The organism is Devosia ureilytica (assembly GCF_024273195.1).
In the GTDB taxonomy this organism is placed as follows: domain Bacteria; phylum Pseudomonadota; class Alphaproteobacteria; order Rhizobiales; family Devosiaceae; genus Devosia; species Devosia ureilytica.
In genome coordinates this window covers 160,220-176,895 of sequence record NZ_JAMZCU010000005.1, presented here as the reverse complement: position 1 = coordinate 176,895, position 16,676 = coordinate 160,220, and the positions used below count along the sequence as shown (strand labels likewise).

General features: G+C 63.9%; 17 protein-coding genes. 2 read left to right on the top strand and 15 right to left on the bottom strand.

From position 1 onward, the window contains the following. Nucleotides 1–96 precede the first annotated feature (96 nt). Nucleotides 97–348, top strand: coding sequence for a 30S ribosomal protein S21 (gene rpsU / locus NIM87_RS14155; protein ID WP_254675345.1), 252 nt, complete (start codon nt 97–99; stop codon nt 346–348). Nucleotides 349–401: 53 nt separating this feature from the next. On the opposite strand, the gene NIM87_RS14150 is transcribed toward rpsU, so the two are convergent. The 4 genes from NIM87_RS14150 to NIM87_RS14135 form a co-directional block, all read right to left on the bottom strand. Next, nucleotides 402–1,607, bottom strand: coding sequence for a multidrug effflux MFS transporter (locus tag NIM87_RS14150; protein WP_254675344.1), 1,206 nt, complete (start codon nt 1,605–1,607; stop codon nt 402–404). Beyond that, nucleotides 1,604–2,416, bottom strand: coding sequence for an alpha/beta hydrolase (locus NIM87_RS14145; RefSeq protein ID WP_254675343.1), 813 nt, complete (start codon nt 2,414–2,416; stop codon nt 1,604–1,606). Before NIM87_RS14145 ends, NIM87_RS14150 begins: the two co-directional genes overlap by 4 nt. Before the next feature lie 54 nt (nt 2,417–2,470). Then, entirely contained in the window at nt 2,471–3,109 is a 639-nt protein-coding gene (locus NIM87_RS14140; protein WP_254675342.1) for a DsbA family oxidoreductase, read from the bottom strand. A gap of 79 nt (nt 3,110–3,188) precedes the next feature. Further along, nucleotides 3,189–3,743, bottom strand: coding sequence for a hypothetical protein (locus NIM87_RS14135; RefSeq protein WP_254675341.1), 555 nt, complete (start codon nt 3,741–3,743; stop codon nt 3,189–3,191). A gap of 149 nt (nt 3,744–3,892) precedes the next feature. Here NIM87_RS14135 and NIM87_RS14130 point away from each other — a divergent pair, with 149 nt between their 5' ends. Beyond that, the gene (locus NIM87_RS14130; protein ID WP_254675340.1) at nt 3,893–4,105 is read left to right on the top strand and encodes a SlyX family protein; all 213 of its coding nucleotides are present in this window, start codon (nt 3,893–3,895) and stop codon (nt 4,103–4,105) included. On the opposite strand, the gene NIM87_RS14125 is transcribed toward NIM87_RS14130, so the two are convergent. The 11 genes from NIM87_RS14125 to NIM87_RS14075 form a co-directional block, all read right to left on the bottom strand. Further along, nucleotides 4,099–5,697, bottom strand: a complete 1,599-nt coding sequence (locus tag NIM87_RS14125) for a hypothetical protein (RefSeq protein WP_254675339.1) — start codon at nt 5,695–5,697, stop codon at nt 4,099–4,101. The two genes, NIM87_RS14130 and NIM87_RS14125, sit on opposite strands and share 7 nt — an antisense overlap. Before the next feature lie 57 nt (nt 5,698–5,754). Then, entirely contained in the window at nt 5,755–6,363 is a 609-nt protein-coding gene (locus NIM87_RS14120) for a LysE family translocator (protein WP_254675338.1), read from the bottom strand. A 115-nt stretch (nt 6,364–6,478) separates the two neighbouring features. Beyond that, nucleotides 6,479–7,882: an NAD(P)(+) transhydrogenase (Re/Si-specific) subunit beta gene (locus NIM87_RS14115; protein ID WP_254675510.1), complete on the bottom strand. Its 1,404-nt coding sequence runs from the start codon at nt 7,880–7,882 to the stop codon at nt 6,479–6,481. An 8-nt stretch (nt 7,883–7,890) separates the two neighbouring features. Further along, entirely contained in the window at nt 7,891–8,250 is a 360-nt protein-coding gene (locus NIM87_RS14110; protein ID WP_254677810.1) for a proton-translocating transhydrogenase family protein, read from the bottom strand. Then, complete coding sequence (locus NIM87_RS14105; protein WP_254675337.1) at nt 8,251–9,696, bottom strand: Re/Si-specific NAD(P)(+) transhydrogenase subunit alpha; 1,446 nt, start codon at nt 9,694–9,696, stop codon at nt 8,251–8,253. Nucleotides 9,697–9,761: 65 nt separating this feature from the next. Beyond that, nucleotides 9,762–9,926 carry an aa3-type cytochrome c oxidase subunit IV gene (locus tag NIM87_RS14100; protein WP_254675336.1) on the bottom strand — a complete coding sequence of 55 codons (165 nt, stop codon included), beginning with the start codon at nt 9,924–9,926 and terminating at the stop codon, nt 9,762–9,764. A 51-nt stretch (nt 9,927–9,977) separates the two neighbouring features. Further along, entirely contained in the window at nt 9,978–11,780 is a 1,803-nt protein-coding gene (locus tag NIM87_RS14095; protein ID WP_254675335.1) for a M3 family oligoendopeptidase, read from the bottom strand. A 238-nt stretch (nt 11,781–12,018) separates the two neighbouring features. Beyond that, nucleotides 12,019–12,777, bottom strand: a complete 759-nt coding sequence (locus tag NIM87_RS14090; RefSeq protein ID WP_254675334.1) for a sulfite exporter TauE/SafE family protein — start codon at nt 12,775–12,777, stop codon at nt 12,019–12,021. A gap of 30 nt (nt 12,778–12,807) precedes the next feature. Further along, nucleotides 12,808–14,712: a monovalent cation:proton antiporter-2 (CPA2) family protein gene (locus tag NIM87_RS14085; RefSeq protein WP_254675333.1), complete on the bottom strand. Its 1,905-nt coding sequence runs from the start codon at nt 14,710–14,712 to the stop codon at nt 12,808–12,810. 18 nt (nt 14,713–14,730) lie between these two features. Next, nucleotides 14,731–15,462 (bottom strand): DUF1013 domain-containing protein, encoded by a 732-nt coding sequence (locus NIM87_RS14080; protein WP_254675332.1) that lies wholly within the window; start codon nt 15,460–15,462, stop codon nt 14,731–14,733. 116 nt (nt 15,463–15,578) lie between these two features. Continuing rightward, nucleotides 15,579–16,601 carry an NAD(P)H-quinone oxidoreductase gene (locus NIM87_RS14075; protein ID WP_254675331.1) on the bottom strand — a complete coding sequence of 341 codons (1,023 nt, stop codon included), beginning with the start codon at nt 16,599–16,601 and terminating at the stop codon, nt 15,579–15,581. Nucleotides 16,602–16,676 lie beyond the last annotated feature (75 nt).

Sequence of the window (16,676 nt, the reverse complement as noted above, 5' to 3'; positions counted from 1 at the left end):
CACGGTGACCGGCAGAGCTGGTCGGCGGGACGGTTGTTATGGCTGTTTCGCTTCCATCCAATACAGTTTGCATAGCTTTGAAAGGGCGGTTGACCTTTGCAAGTAGTCGTTCGCGATAACAATGTTGACCAGGCGCTGCGCGCGCTCAAGAAGAAGCTGCAGCGCGAAGGCGTCTTCCGCGAGATGAAGCTTCGCAACTATTACGAGAAGCCCTCTGAAAAGAAGGCTCGCCAGAAGGCCGAGGCCGTTCGTCGCGCCCGCAAGCTGGCCCGTAAGCGTGCACAGCGCGAGGGCGGCTTGCCCGCACCAGCAGCCCCAGCCCGCGCGGCAGCTCCGGCCCGTAACTAGGCACGGGCTTGAACGCAAAGAATTTGAACGCCGTCCCGCTGGGGCGGCGTTTTTTATTGTTCGGCCCAGGAGCGCCGATGCAGCAGCGCCGTGACGATGGCCAGTACAGCCAGGATGGGCAACACGGTCACCAGCGCCGCATGGGCATCGGGGAACAGCGCGATCGCCAGCAGCGAGGCGATAAAGCCGCCGCCCATCTGGAAGAAGCCGGTCATTGCCCCGGCTGCGCCGGCAATGTGGCCATAGCGCGCCATGGCGGCAACGGTGGCGCTGGGGCCGATAGCCGGCAATGCCAGCATCCACAGGCTGACCGGCGCCATGACGGCAAATACCGAATCGGGGAAGAGCCGGGGCGCGATGGCAAAGCCCAGTCCGCCCATGCCGAGCAGGATCAGTCCGAGGACAATCAGTTGTGCGCCGTCGAGCTTGTGCGCCAGGCGACCCGCGACCAGGTTGCCGATGATGAAGGACCCTGTCTGTGCCAGCAGCGCCATGGCGAACTGGAAGGGGGTGAGGCCGATCTCCTCGATGAGAATGAAGGGCAGCAGGGCGGCGAAGGCGTAGAAGCCCCCAAAGGCCAAAGCCAGAAGCAGGGCCGGCATCAGGAAATCGGGCGCCCGCAACAGAGTAGCATAATTGACCAGCACGGTGCGCGGAACGAGCGGTACGCGCGCGGTTTCGGGCAGCGTTTCGCGCGCCCCGAACCCGAGCAGGGTGATGACGGCGAGGCCGAACCCGGCCATGATCGTGAACATCAGGTGCCAGCTTCCCGCCAGCATGATGAGGCTGCCCAGTGTCGGCGCTATTGCCGGTGTCACCGTCAGGATAAGGTTGACCAGGGTCAGGATGCGGACTGCTTCCATGCCCACGAACTGATCGCGCACCATGGCGCGGGACAGGGCGCCGCCGGCCGACACGCCAAAGCCCTGCAAGAGGCGCCCGAGCAGCAGCACCTCCAGGCTTGCCGCCATCGCGCAGACGAGCGAGCCGATGACATAGATGGCAAAGAACGCCACCCCGACCCAGCGCCGTCCAAATCGATCCGACAGTGGTCCGCAGATCAGCTGGGAAATGGCGAAGGCGGCGAAATAGACGCTCATGGTCAGTTTGCCGCCGGCATCGCTGGTGCCAAGATCGGCGACGATGGAGGGCAGGGCCGGCCCGTAAAGCGTCAGGCTCAAGGGGCCGGTGGTGACCATCAACCCACCGATGATGGCGGTGCGGCGTGGGGACATGCCCAGCAGTTTGGACGGGTTCACGGCGCGAGGGCTCGTTCAAAGAACGGTTCGGCCTGGTTCCAGATGCCGGCATCCCAAAGGTCGGAATGGCCGGCGCCGGGCACAATCCAGATGGCATCGGGGTTGGGCGCCAGCGCATAGAGCCTCTCGCCATTGGTGACGCCAATGGTGCGGTCGGCGGTTCCATGGGCAACCAGCACCGGCTCGCTGACCTGCTTGATCCAGAGATCACTGCGGAACTGGTCCTGCATGACCAGCCCGACCGGCAGGATGGGGTAGCGTTCGGCGGCAACGCCGACGGCCGAAAGGAAGGGGGTTTCGAGCAGCAAGGCCGATGCATCGCGCTGGCTGGCGACATAGGTGGCGGGCCCTGAGCCGAGCGAACGCCCCCAGATCATGATCGGCGCTTCGGTCTGGGCATCGAGCCAGTCATAGGCGGCCAGGGCATCGGTCAGGATATTGGCTTCGGAAATCTCGCCGGGCGATGCCGGAAAGCCGCGATAGTCGAAGGCGAGGAAGCCATAACCGCCGGCCACGAATTGCTCATAGCGTTCGTTCTCCTCGGAAAAGCTCTGGGAGTTCCCCTTGTAGTACATGATGACGGGTTTGCCTGGCGCTGGCGCCTGGTACCAGCCGTTGACCAGCGCGTCGCCACTCTTGACCGCCACGTCGCGGGCTTGGCCAAGCTTGGTGTCGGCCAAGGTAAAAACGGGGCCGGTGGCGCTATATTGCAGGGCCCGCTGGTTGAGAAATATATAGCCCAGCACGCCCACATAAGCGATGACGACGAGGGCAACAAAAGCGAGCAGCAGGCGACGCAGCAGTTTCACGGTCTATCCCCGGACAAGAACAACGCAGCCACTATAGCAGCCGCCGACAGGCTGTCAGAGTTCGGAAATGGTCCGCTCGAGCGCACCGGCGAAGACTTCGTCAGGCTGCGCGCCCGAGAGAGCATATTTCTCGCCAAACACAAAGAAGGGCACGCCGCGAATGCCTTGCTGCGCAGCGCTGGTCGCCAGTTGCGCCGTGGTCGCAAGTTCGGTTTCGTCATTGATGGCGTCCAGCGCATCGCCTCTGTCCCAGCCGTGCTCGGCGGCAATGTCGACCAGTACATTGTCATCATTGATCTGCCGGTGTTCCAGGAAGTAGGCGTCGGCAATGGCGTTGGCCAGCTCGTGCTGATTGCCATGGGGTTTGGAAAGCCGGGTCAGGGTGTGGGCCTTGGCGGTATTGAACATGCGTGGCTGCTGGCTGAGGTCAAGAGTGATGCCAGCCTTTGCCGCTTCGCTTTCCACCCGAGCCCACATCTCGGCAGGGTCGCGGCCATATTTCTCGCGCAGCATGGCGCCGACATCGACACCCTCGGGTGGCACGGTGGGATCGAGATAGAACGGGTGGTTCTCGATCTCGACTTCGACGTCGTCGGGCAGGTTGGCCAGGGCCTGGTCCAGCCGCGCTGACCCGACCAGACACCAGGGGCAGACCACATCGGTAAAGACGTCGATCTTGAGCAGCTTGGGCATTGATGCACTCCGAACAGAAACCTTCCGCCCAGATGACGCTCCGGGCGGAAGGTGGCAAGAGGGAACCTTGAGGTAACTGTCAGGCGGCCGAGGGAGCCTGCTGGGCCTGCATCAGTGCGAAGGGCGGGGCATAGGCGGCGGCAATGGCAAGACCCATGGTGGCGCTGAAGCCGATGACAGCGAGCATTGGCGCCATCATCCAGCCGGCAAGGGGCGACACGGCGCCGACCCGGCTGATGGTGGCGACGGACGCCAGGAAAAGGCCCGTGCACACAAGGCTCAGCTGCAGGGAATCGAGGGGCGGTGTGATGAAGGGCAAGGCGACATAGCCGGCCATGAGGGCGATGAGCCACAGGCGGGCCGGGCTCCGAGTATTGCGCTGCGTCAGGGCCCAATAGGCGCTGCCGAGCAAGGCGAGCTGGCCCAGATGGGCAATAGCGCCGACCCAGCCAGGAAGGCCAAAGGGGGCAAAAAACAGCGGGAGAATACCAATGGCTTCGCCGCCCAGATTGAGCAGGCCGAACAGGCCAAGCGGCAGTCCGGTGCAGATGATCCAGGCCAGCGCCACGCGCCATGATGATGCGGTGGTCCGGGGTTCGGGACGGGTGATAGCGAGCGTTGCTGCGGTGGCCATTTGACGGCTCCCCATTGGCGGTTCGTGCCAGATCAATGGGTGGGAGACGCAAAGGGTTCCGTTTGCGTCAACCCGGCAAGCGCATGGCAGCGCTTGCGGGAAGGCGCGCTGCCGCTTATTGCGGGGGCAAGATGCACGGGAGAATTGTCATGGCCAATCCTGATCAGAGCGAGCGGATTGATGCGCTGGAAACGCGCGTGGCCTATCAGGACCAGACTATCGAGGAACTCAACGGCGCCTTGACCGAGCAGTGGAAAACCCTCGATCTCCTGACCAAGAAACTGGCCATGCTTGAAGAGCAGGTGCGCTCGGGCGGCTTTATCGCCGATCCCTCATCTGACCGGCCACCGCCGCATTATTGAGCTTCTGGCGGCAATCGGGTTGAGGGCACGCCGCGCTCAAGTCCGACCGCTTCGCGGAAGGCGGTGATGTGGCCGGCGGGCGGTTCGCCTTTGGGGGCGGTATCGGTCCAATAAAAATTGTGGGTGAACAGGCGCCAGCTCAGCCGGCCCCAGGTGATTTCCACCTTGGTATCGTTGATGCCGGGCCCAAAGCGTTCTGCGCCCGCCAGCGGTCCTGAAATCGCGTCGCCCAGCAGGAACAGCGGAGACTCGGTGCGGTCATACAGATTGGTCCAGCGCACGGCTGAGAATACGGCAGCGTGGTGGGCCACCGGCCCTTTTTGCGGGTCGGGGTAGATGGCGCCGCGGGTGGTGTCATAGGGCTGTGGTGGTGCGGTGGGCAGGACGCGCTCGGTTTTCATGCGGGCAAAATCGTCACGGCCGTCGGTGATGAGGAATTCGGCGCTGGAGAGGGGGGAGCCCAGGGTCACGAGGTCGGAAATCTTCCAGCCCGATAGCTCGGCGGTTCCCGGCTTGCCTTTTTGCGTCCGCAGAGCGTCGAGGAGCCGCCATTGCAGCGCTTGGTAGGTTGCGACCTGCTCGGCGCTCCAACTGTTCCTGGGCGAGGCAGCCACGAAGGTGTCGAGCGCGGCGAAGGCCGCTACGGCCTCGGGGCCGGGCGGATTGTCCTTGGTGGGGCCGACCTCGCGCCAGAGGATATGCAGCAGATCATAGGCCAGCACCGAGCCTAGCGAATGGGCGACGACGATCACCCGGTCATATTCGGGGTCTTCATGCAGCGCCTTGAGCAGCGCCAGTCCGCGATTGCGCACGCCCTGCCGGCTTTGCACTGTCTCGGTCTGGGCCGAGAGGTAGCTGGCAGCGTCACCGAAATAGGGCAGCAGCAGCGTGCCGGCGAGATAGGCCAGCCAACCGAGCACCATCAGATTGGCGACATGGCCGTTCCAGCCGAAGCTGTCGAGGATGCCGATGGCGACAAGCAGAACCAGCAGCTGTCGAGGCAGGCGCTTGAGCATGGCCAGGGGCCGGATGAATTTTGGCGCCAGGATCAGGACCAACCCGACAAGGCTGATCACCTGCCCCCGCCGGGCCGCCTCGGAAACGAAGTGATCGTACCAGTTGGTGTCGAGAATTTGCGGCAGCGCCAGGATCGCGCCAAGGGCACTGGCGGCGGTCAATATGGTCAGCACCCAGAAGACGGCCCATGGCCAACGCATATGCGGCGGCACATAGGCGGGATCGATCCACAGCAGGCGCCTGATCCAGCGCCAGAGGTTGCGCAGCGGCGTGGCGTTCAGCAGGTCGGCATAATAGAGCTCGAAGAAATCGCTGCGGCGACCATTGTGCTCGGGCGTGGTGATGCGCTGCAATTCGTAAAGGCCGCTCTTGTCGTCGGGCACGATCCAGATGGGGCGCGGGCGGGGATGGTCCTCGCCGGGTGTGTCGAGCTGGGGGTTGTCCTGCCAGAGTGCATGGACGAAGTCGCGGATCGTGCCCATGGGCCGCTGCTCGCCCTGGCCGTGAATGACCACGATGGCCTGGCGGGCGATTGGTTGCGGCGCCTGCGCGCGCTTTCGTGGTGTCCTGGCCATGTTCCCCCCTCCGCAGTGGCGCCAGACTAGGACAAGTTGCTGCCCTGCGGAACCGCCCTAGCGGGCCGTTGTCATAGTGACCCAGGCGGCAATGCCGATCAGCAGGACGGCAAAGACCAGGCCCATGATGCGGCGACGCGACGGAATGGTCAAAAGGGGCTGAACGCTTCCAGCCAGGAGAACGACGCCAGCATGGACCGCAGTGGCGACGGCCACATAGACGGCGCCAAACAGCATGGCCTCGCTTGAGGCGGTCGTGGTCAGAAAGCTGGGCATGACCGTCACGTAGAACAAGGCTGCTTTCGGGTTGAGCAGATTGGTGATCAGTCCGCGCCGGAAATAGCGCCAGGCGCCCAAATGGGGGTCAACCGCTTCAATGGGTTTGCGCGAGTCGCTCCAGGCCTCCCAGGCAAGATAAAGCAGGTAGATGACGCCGGCCCAGCGCAGCGTCTGGTAGAGCCAGGGCTGCTCCAGCACCAAGGCGCCCAGGCCGAGGATGGCGAGCAGGCCCAGAAGTGCCAGCCCCAGCGCGACGCCGGCAACACCGGCCAGCCCAGGGGCGCGGCCCCGGTCTGCGGCGAGAATGGCCAGATAGGCCATATTGGGGCCCGGCGTCAGCTCGATGAGCAGGCTTGCCAGCGCGAATGAAAAAAGCGCGGTACTCATGGCCGCGCTTTCCAAAATGTGCCGTCAGTCATTGGCATAGGGGTTCCACAGTTTCCCGCCATTGGAGCGTCCAGCCACGCCATAGGCGTGACTGGTGCAAGACGACCGCTCGACGTCAGTGGCCAAGTGCCTTGACGATGTCTTCGGTCATCTTTTTGGCGTCGCCGAACAGCATCATGGTGTTGTCGCGGTAGAACAGCTCGTTCTGAACGCCCGCGTAACCGGCAGCCATGCCGCGCTTGATGAACAGCACCGTGCCCGCATCCTCGACGTTGAGGACCGGCATGCCATAGATGGGCGAGGTCTTGTCGGTCTTGGCGGAGGGGTTGGTCACGTCATTGGCGCCGATGACGAAGGCTACGTCGGACTGGGCGAATTCGGAATTGATATCCTCGAGCTCGAACACTTCGTCATAGGGCACATTGGCTTCGGCGAGCAGCACGTTCATGTGCCCGGGCATGCGGCCGGCCACCGGATGGATGGCGTATTTGACCTCGACGCCTTCCCTTTTCAGCAGGTCGGCCATTTCGCGCAGCGCGTGCTGCGCCTGGGCCACGGCCATGCCATAGCCGGGGACGATGATGACCTTGCCGGCGTTTTTCATCAGGAAGGCCGCGTCGTCGGCGGCGCCCTGCTTGACCGGACGATCATCCTCGCCAGCGGCAGCGCCACCCGAGGTGTCGCCCCCGAAGCCACCCAGGATCACCGAGATGAACGAGCGATTCATTGCCCGGCACATGATGTAGGAGAGGATGGCGCCCGAAGAGCCGACGAGCGCGCCGGTGATGATCAACGCGGTATTGCCCAGGGTGAAACCGATGCCCGCCGCGGCCCAGCCCGAATAGGAGTTGAGCATGGAAACCACGACCGGCATGTCGGCGCCGCCAATGGGGATGATCATCAGGCCGCCCAGGACCAGGGCGAGGATGGTGATGATCCAGAACAGGGTCGGTTCGCCAGTGACGGCAAAGGTCCAGACCAGCGCCACGATGGCAAGGCCCATGGCGCCATGCAGCAGATGGCGCATGGGCAGGATGATCGGCTTGCCGCTCATATTGCCGTTGAGCTTGGCGAAGGCGATGACCGAGCCGGTGAAGGTGAAGGCGCCAATGGCGGTGCCGATGGACATTTCAACCAGCGCCTGGGCGTGGATGGCCCCAATTGCGCCAATGCCGAAAGCCTCGGGCGCATAGAGCGCGGCGGCAGCCACGAAGACGGCGGCCAGACCCACCAGCGAGTGGAAGGCGGCGACCAGCTGGGGCATGTCGGTCATTTTGACGGTGCGGGCCATGAAGGCGCCAATACCGCCACCGAGCCCCAGGCCGCCGATGATCAGCAGCCAGCTGACCCAATCGGATGGCGAGGCGACGGCCAGCGTCGTGACCATGGCAATGCCCATGCCCACCATGCCGAACATATTGCCCTGGCGCGATGAGGAAGGATGCGACAGGCCCCGCAGGGCCAGGATGAACAGAACGCCCGAGACCAGATAGAGAAGGGCGGCGATATTTGCGTCGATCATTTCGATCAGCCCTTCTTCTTGTACATGGCCAGCATGCGCTGGGTTACGAGGAACCCGCCAAAGATGTTCACGCTTGCAAACACCAGGGCGATGAAGCCGAAGAGCTTACTGACCCAGCTGGCGTCATTGGCGAGATTGACGCCAACCGCCAGCAGGGCGCCCACCACGATCACCGAGGAGATGGCGTTGGTGACGCTCATCAGCGGGGTGTGCAGGGCCGGGGTGACGCTCCAGACCACGAAATAGCCCACGAAAATCGCCAAGACGAAAATGGCGAGGCGGAAGGTGAAGGGGTCGATGGCCCCGCCAATAGCGCCATGCGCCACGGCGGCGACATCGGCAATGTGTTCAGCCGTCGTTTCCATTTACTGGTCTCCTCCCTTGGGGGCGGCGGGCTTCTTGGCAGCCGGCTTTTTTGCCGCGGGCTTTTTGGCAGGCGCTGCTGCGGACTGTGGATGGGCTTCGGCCGCCGCCGGCTTGGCGGCAGTCTTGCGGGCCGGCGTCTTGCGCGCTGCGGGCTTGGCCTCAGGGTCATGCGCGATATCAGGCTTGGGCGCCGCCGGTTTTGGTGTTGCCGCGCTCTTGGCCGGGGCCTTGGAGGCCGTTGCCTTGGCCGTTGCGGATTTGGCAGCTGCTGGCTTCTTGGTCGCTGGCTTGGCGGCGCTGGCCGGCTGTGCCGCAGCCGGGGCTGCGACGAAGTTCGGATGCACCACTGCGCCGTCGCGGGTGAGCACGGTTGCCTTGACCAGCTCGTCGTCCCAGTCGATGGCGAGCTTTTTTTCCTTGGCGTCGATCAGCGTGGTGACGAAGGCCAGAAGATTGCGCGCATAGAGCTGGCTGGCGGTGGTGGGGATGTGACCGGCAAGATTGGTGTAGCCGATAATGGTCACGCCATTATGCTCGATCACCTTGCCGGGCTGGGTCAATTCGACATTGCCGCCACGTTCGGCGGCGAGGTCAACGATGACCGAGCCGGGGGCCATGCTCTCCACCATGGCCTTGGTGACCAGTTTCGGCGCCGGGCGACCCGGAATGAGCGCCGTGGTGATGACGATGTCCTGCTTGGAAATGTGCCCGGCGACCAGTTCGGCCTGGGAGGCCTGTTCGTCCTTGGTCAGCTCGCGCGCATAGCCACCGGCACCCGAAGCGTCCTTGAGCGCATCGGTCATGATGAACTTGGCACCCAGCGATTCCACCTGCTCGCCGGCGGCGGCACGCACGTCGGTGGCCGAAACCAGGGCGCCGAGGCGCTTGGCCGTGGCAATGGCCTGGAGGCCCGCAACGCCGGCGCCCATCACGAAGGCCTTGGCGGGACGAACCGTGCCGGCGGCGGTCATCATCATGGGCAGGGCGCGGTCGAACACCGCGCTTGCCTCGATGACGGCCTGATAGCCGGCCAGGTTTGCCTGGGAAGAGAGAATGTCCATGACCTGCGCACGGGTGATGCGCGGCATGAATTCCATGGAGACGGCCGCCACACCCGCCTTGGCGAGGGCGGCGACATCCTTTTCATTGCCATAGGGATCAAGCGCGCCGATCAGCAGGGCGCCCTTGTTGACGCCGGACAGATCGCCAGCGGCCGGACGGCGCACGCAGAGCACGATGTCGGCGCCCTTGAGCGTCGCGGCGGCGCTGGCGCCAATGCCGGCACCGGCCGCCTTGAAGTCGTCGTCGCTGATGCGGGAGCCGGTTCCGGCGCCTTTTTCAACGCTGACTTCGGCGCCCAGGCCAATGAATTTGGCGATGGTTTCGGGGGTGGCCGCAACGCGGCTCTCGCCCTCGAACCGTTCGCGCAAAACGGCAATCTTCATGGAAACTCTCCTACCCGCCTGCCCGCGGGCAGGCTTGTCTCATGTGCCTGCTTGCTTGGTTCGGATCAGGGATTGATCACGAAGAAGAGGATAACCATCATCGCCGCAATCGCATAAAGCGACCACTTCACGCCGGTGACGAAGCCATTGTAGGTTTTTTCGTGCTCGGCGTAGTCCATTGCGGATTCCAGTACTGGGGCGGCGTGGTGTTCGGGGCGGGTTTTGGCCATTCGGTCCTCGAAAGTACAGTCGTCTTTTGGTTATGGGCCGAAAGTCGCAGCCTATGGGGCCGTGGCTTCCAGTTCGTCGATCAGGCCCTCGATCATCGAGAGGCCGAGCGTCCAGAATTGGGGGTCTTTGGCATCGAGCCCAAAGGGTGCCAGAAGTTCGGAATGATGCTTGCTTCCCCCTGCCTTGAGGAGCTCAAAGTAGCGCTCCGCAAAGCCATCACTGGCCTTCTCATACTGTGCGTAGAGCGAGTTCACAAGGCAATCGCCGAAGGCATAGGCATAGACATAGAAAGGCGAATGAATGAAGTGGGGAATATAGGCCCAGAAGCTCTCATAGCCTTCATTGGCGATGATGGCGTCGCCCAGGGACTCGGCCTGCACTTCAAGCCAGAGCGCGTTGATTTCCTCGGTGCGCAATTCGCCCTGGCGACGGGCGGTGTGGACCTTGCGCTCAAAGGTATAAAAGGCGATCTGCCGTACGACAGTGTTGAGCATGTCCTCGACCTTGCCCGAGAGCAGGGCAAAGCGCTGCTGGGGATCAGTGGTCTTTTCGAGCAGCGCCCGGAAGGTCAGCATTTCGCCAAAGACCGAAGCGGTTTCGGCCAGGGTCAGCGGCGTATTGGCGAGAATTGGCCCCTGCGCGGCAGCCAGGCGCTGGTGCACGCCATGGCCCAGCTCATGCGCGAGCGTCATGATATCGCGGGTGCGACCGAGATAGTTGAGCATCAGATAGGGATGAGCGCTGGGCACGGTCGGGTGGGCGAAGGCGCCCGAGAGCTTGCCATTGCCGGTTGGCGCGTCGATCCAGCCTGAATTGAAGAAGGGCTTTGCGACGTCCGCCAGTTCGGGCGAGAAGCGGCCATAGGCGTCGAGCACGGTGGTGACGGCGCTGTCCCAGTCCCAGATGCGCTCGTCGCTGGTGGGCAGGGGTGCATTGCGGTCCCAGGCGTTGAGCTTGTCCTTGCCGAACCACTTGGCTTTCATCTTGTAGTAGCGATGGCTCAAGCGCGGATAGGCGGCCTGGACAGCGCTCTGCAAGGCATCCACCACTTCGCGCTCGACGGCATTGGCCATATGGCGGCTGTCGGCAATATCCTGGTAGCCGCGCCAGCGGTCGGAGATTTCCTTGTCCTTGGCCAGCACATTGGTGATGTGGGTGAACAGCCGCCCGTTGGCCGCCAGCACCTTGCCCAGGGCCCTGAAGGCAGATTCGCGCTTCTTCTCGTCCTTTTCCGAGAGCAGGTGGAGCGTGGATTCCAGATTGAGGGTTTCCCCGTCGACCTCGAATTCAAGGCTCGATAGCGTCTCGTCGAACAGGCGGTTCCAGGCCGAATAGGCGGTGACCGACTTGTCGTGGAACAGCTCTTCGAGCTTGTCGTCGAGCTGGTAGGGCCTGGCCTTGCGCAAATCGGCGAACCAGGTGCGGTAGCGCGCCAGCTCGGGGTCCTTGTCGATGGCGGCTTCAAGCGTCGCATCGTCGATGCGGTTCAATTCGAGTTCGAAGAACAGCACTTTGGTCGAGAGCGTGGTCAGCGCCTCATTGGTGTCGCCCATGAACTTGGCGCGATCCGGGTCCGTGGACTTCTGGGCATATTGCAGGAAGGAGAACGAGCCGATGCGACCGGTCAGGTCGCCCAGCACTTCGCTGTCCTTGATCGCCTCGATCAGGCGGCCAGAGGTGGTCAGCTCGGCCAGCTTGCCCTTGTAGGTGGTTTCGAAGGTGGTCGCGAGGCTCTTGGCCTCGTCCATGGCTGCCTTGAATTCGGGACTGTCCTTGCCGGGATAAAGATCATTGAGATCCCATACCGGCAGGTTGCCGAACTGGTTATGGCCTTTTTGTGCGGTGGCGGACATAGGCGACTCCGAAACTGTTTCGGGGCGGACCTTAGCTAGGGCGTTGGGGGATGTGAAGGCGGTGTGGTGACAGATGGCTCCACTCAGCTCGGCCCACCCCCTCATCCGGCGCTGCGCGCCACCTTCTCCCCGAGAGGGAGAAGAATGCGGCGGTGCTCGTTTGGGCAAAGTGCCCATTCCTCTCCCTCTTGGGGAGAGGTGGCCGGAGCGAAGCGGAGGTCGGTGAGGGGGCTTCCGGTTACCCCGCCAGCAACCGGCTCGACCCTTCCCAGATCAATTGCAGCGCCAGAATGAACACCAGCCAATAGGCGATGCGGTAGAAGAGACGCGCGTCAATGCGGCGAACCAGATAGATGCCGATGAAGACGCCGAGCACACCAACCGGGGCAAGCGCTGCCGATAGGGTCAGGTTGTGCACATTGAGCTGGCCGAGGAAATAATAGGGCACGAGCTTGGCGGTGTTGACGATGGCAAAAAAGAAGGCCGTGGTGCCTGCATAGACCGCCGGGGGCAGGCGGCGGGGTAGCACATAGATCTGGAACGGGGGGCCGCCGGTGTGCGAAATAAAGCTCGTGAACCCGGCAATGCCGCCCCAGAGCACGCCCCAGGGCTTTGAGGGAGGCAGGCCTTCCAGCTTCTTGCGCAGCGGCAAGATGGCGTCGAGCACAAAGAGCAGCGTCACCACGCCCACCATCAGCAGCACCACTGCGTCGCTGACCACGGCCCAGAGCGCCCAGCCGACCAGGGTGCCGATGGCGGCGCCGGGCAACATGATGCGCAACAGGCTCCAGTCGCATTCCTTGCGGTACATCCAGATGGCCACCGCATCCATGCACAGCAGCACCGGCAGCATCATGCCGGCAGCGTCGCGCGGCGCCATGACCAGGGCCAGCAGCGGAACGCCGACGACGCCGAGGCCGCCCAGGAGCCCGGCCTTGGAGAGGCCAACGACAAGCACCGCGATCACGGCGATCGTGACGAAAACTGGATCAAACATGGGAAATTCTAGTCCGGGCAGGAGAAGGCGTTATCCCGACCTTGGCAGGCGTGATTTGTCAACCTTGCCGGGCTTGCTGGTGGTCTTGCGCTTGCGTGTCTTGGGGACAATGGGCGCCGGGCGCGGCTGATCGGCCTGCATGGCCTGGTGCAACAGGGCCATGGATTGGCGGACCGTGCCCAGAAAGGCCTCGCGGTCGTTGCGCAGCTCAAACGCGCGCTCGAGCAATTCCTGGTCGCGGGCATGGAAATCGCGCGCCAACTGCTCGGCTTCTTCTTCGGGGTGCCCGAGATGGGTCAGCACCCGCTTGCCCAGATGCAGCGCCGAATGGAAGGTTTCGCGCTCGAACAGGGTCACCCCCAGTTCCATCAGTTCATGGGCATGGCCGCGATCCACCGCCCGGGCGGCGATGGCAACCTCGGGGAAGTTGCGGCGCACATTGCGGGCAATTTCGAGGATACGGTCGGCGCCGCCCACGGCGATGATGACCAGTTCGGCCTGCTTGACGCCGGCGGAATGCAGCAGGTCGGTGCGCGAGGCGTCGCCGTAGAAAACCTTGACGCCAAAGGTCTTGACCAGCTCGATCTGGGCCGCGTCATCGTCGATCAGCGTCATGTCATAGCCGTAGCTGCGCAGCATGCGGGTCACGATCTGGCCGAAGCGGCCATAGCCCAAAACGACGATGCGGCGCTGCTGATCGACGGCATCGGCGGGCCGGTGGACCTTGTTGCGCGCGTCGAGCCGTGGCGCCACGAGCTTGTCAAAGGCCAGCAGCAACAGCGGCGTCGTGGCCATGGAAAGTGCGACGACCACGGTGAACATGGCGAAGGCGTCGGCCTCAAGCGCGTTGTGATTATTGGCAAATTGCAGGACCACGAAGGCGAATTCGCCGGCCTGACTGAGAAGGATCGCAACCAGCAGACGGTCAGCCTTGTTGAGGCGGAACAGGGCGCCAAGGCCGAGCAGGATTGTGAACTTGATGGCGATGACGGCCAGGACCAGCCCGGCGATCAGCCAGGGGCTGTCGAGGAATTCGGCGAAGGCAATCGACATGCCGACCGACACAAAGAACAGGCCCAGCAGAAGGCCCTTGAAGGGCTGGAGATTGCTTTCAAGCTCATGGCGATATTCGCTGTCGGCCAGCAGCACGCCGCCGATGAACGCACCGAGCGCCGGCGACAGGCCCAGCGCCTGGGTGGCGAGGGCCGCGCCGATCACCAGCGCCAGCGCCAGGGCGGTGAAGGCTTCGCGCACGGCGGTGCGGGCGATCAAGGCGAGCAGCGGGCGCACGACATAGCGGCCGCCGACGACGGCCGCGACAAAAGTCGCCAGCAGCAGGAACGAGGTCTGCCAGAAGATCGGGGAATCCACCTCGGCGACGGCCTCGGAGATTTCGGCTTCAAGATTGCTGCCGCTGGTGGCGAGCGCCAGCAAGGGCACGATGGCCAGAATGGGGATGACGGCCACGTCCTGCACGAGGAGAACCGCAAGGCTGGACCGGCCCGCATCGGTGCGGGTGATATCGCGCTGCTCGGCGGTCTGCATGGCAATGGCGGTCGAGCTCATGGCAAAGGCCAGCCCGACGATGATCGCGACATTGGGCGCGAAGCCGGCGAAATAGACCACAATGGAAACGGCCAGCGTGGTCAGCGCCATTTGCGGCAGGCCCAGGCCCAGCACCTTGTTGCGCATGCGCCAGACTTCGCGCGGCTGCAGGTCGAGCCCGATGAGGAACAGCATCAGCACAATGCCGAATTCGGCGATGTGGCGGATGGTGTCGCTGTCGGTGAGGAGTTTCAGGCCGTAGGGGCCGATGAGAATACCGGCGGCCAGATAGCCCAGTACGGTGCCCAGCCCGGTTGCCTTGGCCAGCGGCACGAGGGCGGCACTGGCGGCGAGCAGGACGAAAAGGGCCAGCAGAATATTGTCTTCCATCCTGCTGGCCTCGATGCGCTATTCGTCGGTGTCGGTCTTGATCGACTTGAGCTTGGCAAAAACCGAATCGGCGTCGAGCTGTTCGTCGGACGACGATGCGCCGCGGCCCATGCCGTCCTCGCCATATTCGCCTTCGCTCTGGGGGGCCAGACGCGCTGCGGCGCGGGCCAGGGCTTCTTCGGCAGTGAGCAGGGTCGTGCCTTCGTGCATTTCGGTCTGGGTCGGCGCATCCTTGCTGGCGCGCTTGACCTCAAGATCGAGGTCGATCTGGCTGCACAGGCCCAGCGTCACCGGGTCCATTGCGGCCAGGTTGGCGGCGTTCCAGTGCGAATTCTCGCGCACGGAATCAATGGTGGACTTGGTGGTGCCGACCAGACGCATGATCTGGGCGTCCTTGAGTTCGGGATGGTTGCGCACAAGCCACTTGATGGCATTGGGGCGCTCGTTGCGGCGCGAGATCGGGGTGTAGCGCGGACCCTTGCGCTTGACGGCGGCAACGCGAACCTTGGGTTCGGAAACCTTGAGGCGATAGCTCGGGTCGGCCTCGGCCTTTTCGATTTCCTCGCGTGTCAGCTGACCGTTCTGGATCGGGTTCACGCCCATGATGCCGCTGGCCACGTCGCCATCGGCAATGCCCTGCACTTCCAGCGGATGCAGGGTGCAGAAGGCGGCGATCTGCTCGAAGGACAGGGCGGTGTTGTCCACGAGCCAGACGGCGGTCGCCTTGGGCATCAAAAGGGACTGGGACATGGTTAAATTTCTCCTGATGGCGCGGCCGGTCTTCCTCCGGGCCGCTCCGCCTCTTGGCCTAATGCTGAGGGGGAACTGACGCTCAATATAGGGAAAATGCCGCGCAATCGCAACGGCTAACTCGCTTTCTCCCCGGCGCCGAAGGTCGTCACGAGGATCAGCTTGCCGCGATGCCGGCGGCTTTCCATTTCCGCATGGGCCTGGGCCGCGCTGGCGAGCGGATAGGTTGCGATCTGCGGCTTGATCCAGCCCGGGGCCGACAGGGCGGGCAGGAAATCGGTGCGGATGCGATCAGCAATGGCGGCCTTGGTGGCCGCGCTTTGCGGCCGCAGCGTCGATCCCGAGAGAGTAAGGTCCTTCGCCATCATGGCGCGCAGCGGCACAGTGGCGTTGGCGCCTTCAAGGGTCGAGACCTGGACGATGTGGCCGCCACGGGCGGAAGCCGCGATATTGACGGCGGTCAGCGCGCCACCGATGAGATCCAGAACCCTATCGGCGCCGTGGCCATCGGTCAGCGCCATGACCCGGTCGGCGATGTTTTCGCGCGTGCGATCAATGCTGGCCACAGCGCCCAGCGCGTCACAATAATTGGCCTTGTCCTCGTCCGACACCACGGCAATGGCACGTGCGCCGATGATCGAGCAGATCTGGATGGCCGCGCCGCCAATGCCGCCGGCCCCGCCATGCACCAATACCGTCATGGCCGGAGCAAGGCCGGCCCGCATGACCAGGGTCTGGGTCACGGTGAACCATGTCTCGGGCAGGGCCGCAGCTTGGATCATGCTCCAGCCTTCGGGCACCGGCAGCACCTGGCCTGCCGGAACGGCAACATATTCGGCGTAGCCCCCGCCATTGGTCAGCGCCATGACGGCGTCTCCCAGGGCGAACCCCGTGACAGCCTTGCCCATGGCAATGATTTCGCCGGCCACTTCCAGCCCCGGTAGCGGCGAGGCGTCGGGGGGCGGGGCGTAATGGCCACGGCGCTGTGCCAGGTCCGGGCCATTGACCCCGGCGGCGGCAACACGGATCAGCACGTCGCCGGGGCCGGGCGCCGGGACCGGCTGGGTGGAGGGGATGAGCACGTCGGGGCCGCCGGGCGCCGAAATGGAGATGGCAGTCATGGTGTCGGGCCGAGTCATGTCGCCATGCTGGCGCAAGCCGACTTGCCCGGCAAGGCAGGTGGGCTAAACTTGGGGCCAAAGAACAAACCCGGT

Coding starts and splice junctions, on each gene's coding strand:
- NIM87_RS14140 (WP_254675342.1), bottom strand. CDS start 3,109: ATGCCCAAGCTGCTCAAGATCGACGTCTTTACCGATGTGGTCTGCCCC.
- NIM87_RS14135 (WP_254675341.1), bottom strand. CDS start 3,743: ATGGCCACCGCAGCAACGCTCGCTATCACCCGTCCCGAACCCCGGACC.
- NIM87_RS14130 (WP_254675340.1), top strand. CDS start 3,893: ATGGCCAATCCTGATCAGAGCGAGCGGATTGATGCGCTGGAAACGCGC.
- NIM87_RS14125 (WP_254675339.1), bottom strand. CDS start 5,697: ATGGCCAGGACACCACGAAAGCGCGCGCAGGCGCCGCAACCAATCGCC.
- NIM87_RS14120 (WP_254675338.1), bottom strand. CDS start 6,363: ATGAGTACCGCGCTTTTTTCATTCGCGCTGGCAAGCCTGCTCATCGAG.
- NIM87_RS14110 (WP_254677810.1), bottom strand. CDS start 8,250: ATGGAAACGACGGCTGAACACATTGCCGATGTCGCCGCCGTGGCGCAT.
- NIM87_RS14105 (WP_254675337.1), bottom strand. CDS start 9,696: ATGAAGATTGCCGTTTTGCGCGAACGGTTCGAGGGCGAGAGCCGCGTT.
- NIM87_RS14100 (WP_254675336.1), bottom strand. CDS start 9,926: ATGGCCAAAACCCGCCCCGAACACCACGCCGCCCCAGTACTGGAATCC.
- NIM87_RS14095 (WP_254675335.1), bottom strand. CDS start 11,780: ATGTCCGCCACCGCACAAAAAGGCCATAACCAGTTCGGCAACCTGCCG.
- NIM87_RS14090 (WP_254675334.1), bottom strand. CDS start 12,777: ATGTTTGATCCAGTTTTCGTCACGATCGCCGTGATCGCGGTGCTTGTC.
- NIM87_RS14085 (WP_254675333.1), bottom strand. CDS start 14,712: ATGGAAGACAATATTCTGCTGGCCCTTTTCGTCCTGCTCGCCGCCAGT.
- NIM87_RS14080 (WP_254675332.1), bottom strand. CDS start 15,462: ATGTCCCAGTCCCTTTTGATGCCCAAGGCGACCGCCGTCTGGCTCGTG.
- NIM87_RS14075 (WP_254675331.1), bottom strand. CDS start 16,601: ATGACTCGGCCCGACACCATGACTGCCATCTCCATTTCGGCGCCCGGC.